The sequence below is a fragment of the Aeromonas sp. MR16 genome (assembly GCF_022549315.1).
GTDB lineage: Bacteria > Pseudomonadota > Gammaproteobacteria > Enterobacterales > Aeromonadaceae > Aeromonas > Aeromonas aquatica.
Window position 1 is genome coordinate 1 of the sequence record NZ_JAKZFK010000060.1, and the last position, 5,929, is coordinate 5,929.

Below are 5,929 nucleotides of genomic sequence, written 5' to 3' on the forward strand. Positions count from 1 at the left end.
CCACACCACCGCTGACCCTGGCTGCCGGCCTGACCGGTCAGCTTGCCGCCAACGGCAGTTACAGCGATGGCAGTAGCATCGATGTCACGGCGTCCGTCACCTGGGTCAGCAGCAACCCGGCGGTCGCCACCGTCAATGCATCTGGCTTGGTGACCGGCGTCGCCCCTGGCACCACCACCATCATCGGTACCCTGGATGGGCAGACCGCAACCCTGGCTGTGACTGTCACCAGTGCCGTGCTCAACCCGGGTGGGCTCACCATCACAGTACCGCCGTTGACCCTGGTCACCGGTCTTACTGGTCAACTCGCTGCCACAGGTAGTTACAGCGATGGCAGCAGTGTAAATGTCACCAATACCGTCAGTTGGACCACTAATAACCCCATTGTCGCCACTGTCGGCCTCAACACAGGGTTGGTTACCGGCATACTGCCAGGCACTGCCACTATCACAGGGACTCTGGACGGACAAACGGCAACTCTGCTGGTGACGGTTACCAGCGCTACCCTCAATCCAGGCGGCCTGGTCATCACCACCCCCCCTCTGGTCCTGGCCGCCGGTCTGACCGGCCAGCTTGCCGCCACTGGTAGTTACAACAATGGCAGCAACGTCGATGTAACGGCCTCCGTCAACTGGGTCAGCAGTACCCCGGCGGCAGCAACCGTCAGTGCATCGGGCCTGGTCACCGCCGTCGCCCCTGGCACAACCACCATCACTGGCACTCTTGATGGGCAAACCGCGACGCTGTTGGTGACAGTCACTAGCGCCGTGCTCAACCCGGGTGGACTCACCATCACGGTACCACCGCTGAACCTGGCCGCAGGCCTGACCGGTCAACTCGCCGCCAACGGTATTTACAGCAATGGCGCGAGTGTGGATGTCACGACCAATGTCAATTGGACCAGTAATAACCCCCTTGTTGCCGCCGTCGGCCTCAACTCAGGGTTGGTTACCGCGGTACTGCCAGGCACGGCGACCATCACAGCAACGCTGGATGGCCAAAGCACAACTGTGCAGGTAACCGTGTCCAACGCGGTGGTGGTCAGCGTAAACATTGATCCCATCAACCCCTTGGCTGCGGGAACCACTGCACAGCTCAAGGCCACAGCCACCCTCAGCAACCTGACGACGCTGGATGTCACTGCACAAGCCAACTGGCAGAGCAGCGATCCTGGCGTGTTCACGGTCACCTCGACCGGGCTTGCCACCGGGGTAGTACCGGGAAGTGCCAACGTCAGTGTCAACGTGCAAGGCATCACTGCTGGCCATTCTGTGGTCGTCAGCAACGCGGTGCTGACCAGCATCGTCATCAGCCAGAGCGGACTGAACTTATCTCCGCTGCTAAGTACCATTACCTTCACCGCAATAGGCCACTACTCTGATGGCAGTACGCAAAACATCACCAACAGCGTGATCTGGAAAATAAATGGTGGCTTGCTCACTCTGGGACTGGGTAATACCTATGTATTCCTACTTAACGGTAACAGCCACTTCACGGCTGAACTAAATGGAGTAACCAGTAACACCTTGAGCTTGTAAATCTGGCATAGCCAGCCAACCTACATAAGCAAAAGGGCCGCCAATTCTGGCGGCCCTTTCATTTTATCTCCCTGGTGCGGTCAACCGGTTTTAGCAATCTGGCGCACACGAGAGTCACTGCACAGCCTGCACCGTTGCGGGACCGGGTTCATTGAGTTCGTCATCGGCCCAGTATTTGTAACCCTGCAGGGTCGCCTGCAACACCAGACCGCTCTGGGTCAGCTGATAGACGGTCACCTTCTTGGCATTGGTGCTGCCCGTGGTATTGAGCAGCTCGCTGCCCTTGTCGCCGGAGCGCGCCGCCGCATCGGCCTGGGCGCCGGCCTCCCAACCCACCTCGATGAAATGCTTCAACGCCTCGGCGTCGTTGAACAGGAGCAGGGCCCTGAAGTCCTTGATGCCAAGCCCCAGCCCCACACCGGCATTGGCCATGCTCATGTAGATGTCCTTGCCACTCTGGTTGTCTCTCACCACGCCAAAGCCACTGCCCGCACTGACGAAGACCAGGCTGTTGTTGACGCTGGAGAAGACTGCGTAGCCCTTGGCCTGCTGTACCTCATCGCGGATGCTCGCCTTCTCCTGATAGAGTTCGGTCAACACCTGTTCACGCATGCCCTGCACGTAGCCACGCTTCTCTTCCGGCGTGTCTCCCTTGGCGGTGCAGCCGGCCAACAGGGCAACGAGCCCCCATATCCACCATCTCATCCTGCTCTCCTTGGTCGTGATTCATTTTTATTCAGTCGTTCAGAGCAGGATAAAATAGAAAAGTTCCGGGCTTGGAAAAAATAAACCCCTGCCAGAGCAGGGGTTTATCAGCATTATGATGGGATAGATCAGATCATTATGCCAGCGATCACGGCGGAGAGCAGGCTCACCAGAGTCGAGCCGTACACCAGCTTCAGGCCGAAGCGGGAGACCATGTTGCCCTTCTCTTCGTTCAGCGCCTTCACGGCACCGGCGATGATGCCGATGGAGCTGAAGTTGGCGAACGACACCATGAAGATGGAGAGAATGCCGACGGTGCGCGGGGACAGTTCGGCAGCGATCTTGCCCAGATCCATCATGGCCACGAACTCGTTGGTCACCAGCTTGGTCGCCATGATGGAGCCAGCTTGCAGGGCCTCACCACTCGGGATACCCAGGATCCAGGCGATGGGGTAGAAGATGTAGCCCATGACGTACTGGAAGTTGACGCCAAACGCCGCCTCGAACAGGTAGTTGATGAGCGCGATCAGGGCGATGAAGCCCACCAGCATGGCCGCCACGATCACGGCGACGGAGAAACCGGCCATGATGTATTCGCCCAGCATCTCGAAGAAGTTCTCTTTCTTCGGGCTGTGGTGCTCGTCGCCTTCGGCAATGGCCTTGATGTCGGTGACCGAATTATCCGGCTCGTAGGGGTTGATCAGGGACAGCACGATGAAGGTGCTGAACATGTTGAGCACCAGGGCGGCCACGACGTAGCGCGGCTCGATCAGCTGCATGTAGGCACCGACGATGGACATGGAGACGGTGGACATGGCGGTCGCCGCCAGGGTGTACATCTGCTTCTCGTTCAGGTGCGGCAAGGTGTTCTTGAGCGCAATGAAGTTCTCGGACTGACCGACGATCATGGAGCTGATGGCGTTGAAGGACTCCAGCTTGCCCATGCCGTTGATCTTGGCCAGCACGGTGCCGATGCCACGGATGACGATGGGCAGCAGACGAATGTACTGCAGGATCCCGATCAGCACCGAGATGAAGACGATGGGCATCAGTACCATCAGGAAGAAGGAGAAGGCGCCCTCGTTGACCAGGCCACCGAACACGAAGTCGGTACCCTGCTTGGCAAATTCCATCAGCTTGGTGAAGCCGGCGGCGAAGCCACCCACCACCGCCAGACCCACTTCGGAGTTCAGCATGAACCAGGCCAGCGCCAGTTCCACCACCAACAGCTGACCGATATAACGCAGCTTGATCTGTTTCCAGTTGTGGCGGTTCGCCAGCAACGCCAGAGCGAGGACCATCACCAGTCCGAGCACAAAGTGAACGTATTCCATACCAGTAGCACCTGAGTGAGTTGTAATTTTTTGACCGGCGCCATCATAGTGATTTGTGTATTTAAAAATCAGATAGCCATCACAATCTGCGGTAAAAATATGCACTCGAAATAATACAAACGTTTTTAAATTAATTAATCATTAAGCGTGATCGCCGGGCAGCCTGAATAACTAAAAATACCATATACAAAACATACAGTTGTATTGTAGTTAATCAATTTCACGCTATATATTCCCATGGCTTGCACCCTGACTCAGTTAACTGCTATGCCCGTAATGGCAGGCTTGGCGTCATTATATTTAATCAAAATGAGTGAAAAACGTTTATCTGTTTTGCGCATAATTAGTCGCTGGCGATAATATGGCCTGCGATGGGGTACCTGCGGCATCCTCGCCCGCACTTGCGACCCCTCCGCACCGGTCCTTGCCCCCATGGCAGGTGCAGGCGTTCAAAAATCCGCCACAATCCATCCCACGAGACGGCACTCTCTGGTATAATGCGCGCCCTTGCGCACGGCGCAGCCCGTTTTCCCGAAATAGAGTCCTCTTGTGAACAACAGCGAATTTAGCAGCCTCAACCTCTCCCCCGCCCTGCTGGAGAACCTCGCCAGCCTGGGTTATCTGCAGATGACCCCGATCCAGGCCCAGAGCCTGCCCCTGGTGCTCGACGGTAAAGATCTGATCGCCAAGGCAAAAACCGGCAGCGGCAAGACTGCCGCCTTCGCCCTGGGTCTGCTCTCCCGGCTCAACGTCAACCGGGTCGACGTGCAGGCGCTGGTGCTCTGCCCGACCCGCGAGCTGGCGGATCAGGTCGCCCAGGAGATCCGTCGTCTGGCCCGCGCCCTGCCGAACGTCAAGCTGGTGACCCTGTGCGGCGGCACCCCGACCGCACCGCAATCAGCCACCCTGGGCTTCGGTGCCCACATCGCCGTCGGTACCCCGGGCCGCATCCTCAAGCATCTGGAGCAGGGCACCCTGGAGCTGTCCAGCCTGGAGACCCTAGTGCTGGACGAGGCAGATCGCATGCTGGACATGGGCTTTGGCGAAGACATCAACCGCGTCATCAGCTATGCCCCCGAGCGCCGCCAGACCCTGCTGTTCTCCGCCACCTATCCGGAAGGGATCGCCCAGATGAGCCGCGGTGTGCAGCGCAACCCGGTCGAGGTAAGCGTGGAGTCCCTGCACGAAGGCAGCGCCATCGAACAGAAACTCTATGAAGTGCCCGCCGGTCAGCGCCTCGATGCCCTCACCTGGCTGCTGAGCCACCATCAGCCGAGCTCCTGTGTGGTGTTCTGCAACACCAAGCGCGCCTGCAACGACGTGGCCGATCACCTGGCCGCCAAGGGCTTCTCGGCGCTGGCGCTGAACGGTGATCTGGAACAGCGCGAGCGGGATCAGGTGCTGGTACGCTTCGCCAATGGCAGCGCCACCATACTGGTCGCCACCGATGTGGCCGCCCGTGGGTTGGACATCAAGGAGCTCGGCGCCGTCATCAACTACGAGCTGACCTATGATCCCGAGGTGCACGTGCACCGCATCGGTCGTACCGGTCGCGCCGGCCAGCAAGGCCTGGCCCTGAGCCTCTACCAGCCGAACGAAGCCCAGCGTGTCAACCTGATCGAGGAGTACCAGCAGGCTCCCATCCCGCAAGGGGATCTGGCCGGGATCGGCCGCGAGATCAAGCCGATAGCGCCGCAGATGGTGACCCTCTCCATCGATGCGGGCCGCAAGAGCAAGGTGCGCGCCGGTGACATCCTCGGCGCCCTGACCGGCGAAAGCGGCATCGCCGGTGCCGACGTCGGCAAGATCCAGATCTCGGAACAATACTCCTACGTGGCGGTCAAGCGTCAGGTGGCGAGCGCCGCCCTCAAGCGGTTGCAGGAAGGCAAGATCAAGGGGCGCACCTACCGCGCCCGCAAACTGGGTTAAAGAGGAGGCCGGGCGGCACGTCTGCCCGACTCGTCACTGACCACAGCACGGGCGCCTCTTGCAGGCGCCTGTTTTTTATCAGGAATGTGCCATCCCATGGCACGGACAACAGAGATGAACAAACAACCCCAAGCCGAGGTCAGCTGCCAGAACTGCGAAGCCTGCTGCTGCCGCCTCGAAGTGATGCTGTTTACCGATACCGGCGTGCCGGATCGCTATGTGGACGAGATAGAGGGACAGGTGCCCGTGATGCACCGGCTGGAAGATGGCTGGTGTGCGGCGCTGGATCGCAACACCATGATGTGCCGCATCTACGAGGTACGTCCACTCATCTGCCGCGAGTTCGAGATGGGCGAACCCGACTGCATCGATGAACGGGACAAGTGGTTTATCACGCTGAACTAGCCGCACGGCGGCGCTGGA

General features: G+C 59.2%; 5 protein-coding genes. 3 read left to right on the plus strand and 2 right to left on the minus strand.

Annotated elements, in window-relative coordinates:
* The coding region (locus MM194_RS21665; protein WP_241344947.1) for an Ig-like domain-containing protein at positions 1–1,538 on the plus strand (1,538 nt) is incomplete at its 5' end.
* A 114-nt stretch (positions 1,539–1,652) separates the two neighbouring features.
* Here MM194_RS21665 and MM194_RS21670 read toward each other — a convergent pair.
* A complete protein-coding gene (locus MM194_RS21670) occupies positions 1,653–2,243 on the minus strand; it encodes a hypothetical protein (RefSeq protein ID WP_241344948.1) in 591 nt (196 codons plus the stop codon).
* 128 nt (positions 2,244–2,371) lie between these two features.
* Positions 2,372–3,577, minus strand: coding sequence for a nucleoside transporter C-terminal domain-containing protein (locus tag MM194_RS21675; RefSeq protein ID WP_050717868.1), 1,206 nt, complete (start codon positions 3,575–3,577; stop codon positions 2,372–2,374).
* Between the two features lie 549 nt (positions 3,578–4,126).
* Here MM194_RS21675 and dbpA point away from each other — a divergent pair.
* Together dbpA and MM194_RS21685 are read left to right on the plus strand one after the other, a co-directional pair.
* Positions 4,127–5,506 carry an ATP-dependent RNA helicase DbpA gene (gene dbpA, locus MM194_RS21680; protein ID WP_241344949.1) on the plus strand — a complete coding sequence of 460 codons (1,380 nt, stop codon included), beginning with the start codon at positions 4,127–4,129 and terminating at the stop codon, positions 5,504–5,506.
* Between the two features lie 114 nt (positions 5,507–5,620).
* The gene (locus MM194_RS21685) at positions 5,621–5,911 is read left to right on the plus strand and encodes a YkgJ family cysteine cluster protein (RefSeq protein ID WP_033131438.1); all 291 of its coding nucleotides are present in this window, start codon (positions 5,621–5,623) and stop codon (positions 5,909–5,911) included.
* Positions 5,912–5,929: the final 18 nt, after the last annotated feature.

Coding starts and splice junctions, on each gene's coding strand:
- MM194_RS21670 (WP_241344948.1), bottom strand. CDS start 2,243: ATGAGATGGTGGATATGGGGGCTCGTTGCCCTGTTGGCCGGCTGCACC.
- MM194_RS21675 (WP_050717868.1), bottom strand. CDS start 3,577: ATGGAATACGTTCACTTTGTGCTCGGACTGGTGATGGTCCTCGCTCTG.
- MM194_RS21685 (WP_033131438.1), top strand. CDS start 5,621: ATGAACAAACAACCCCAAGCCGAGGTCAGCTGCCAGAACTGCGAAGCC.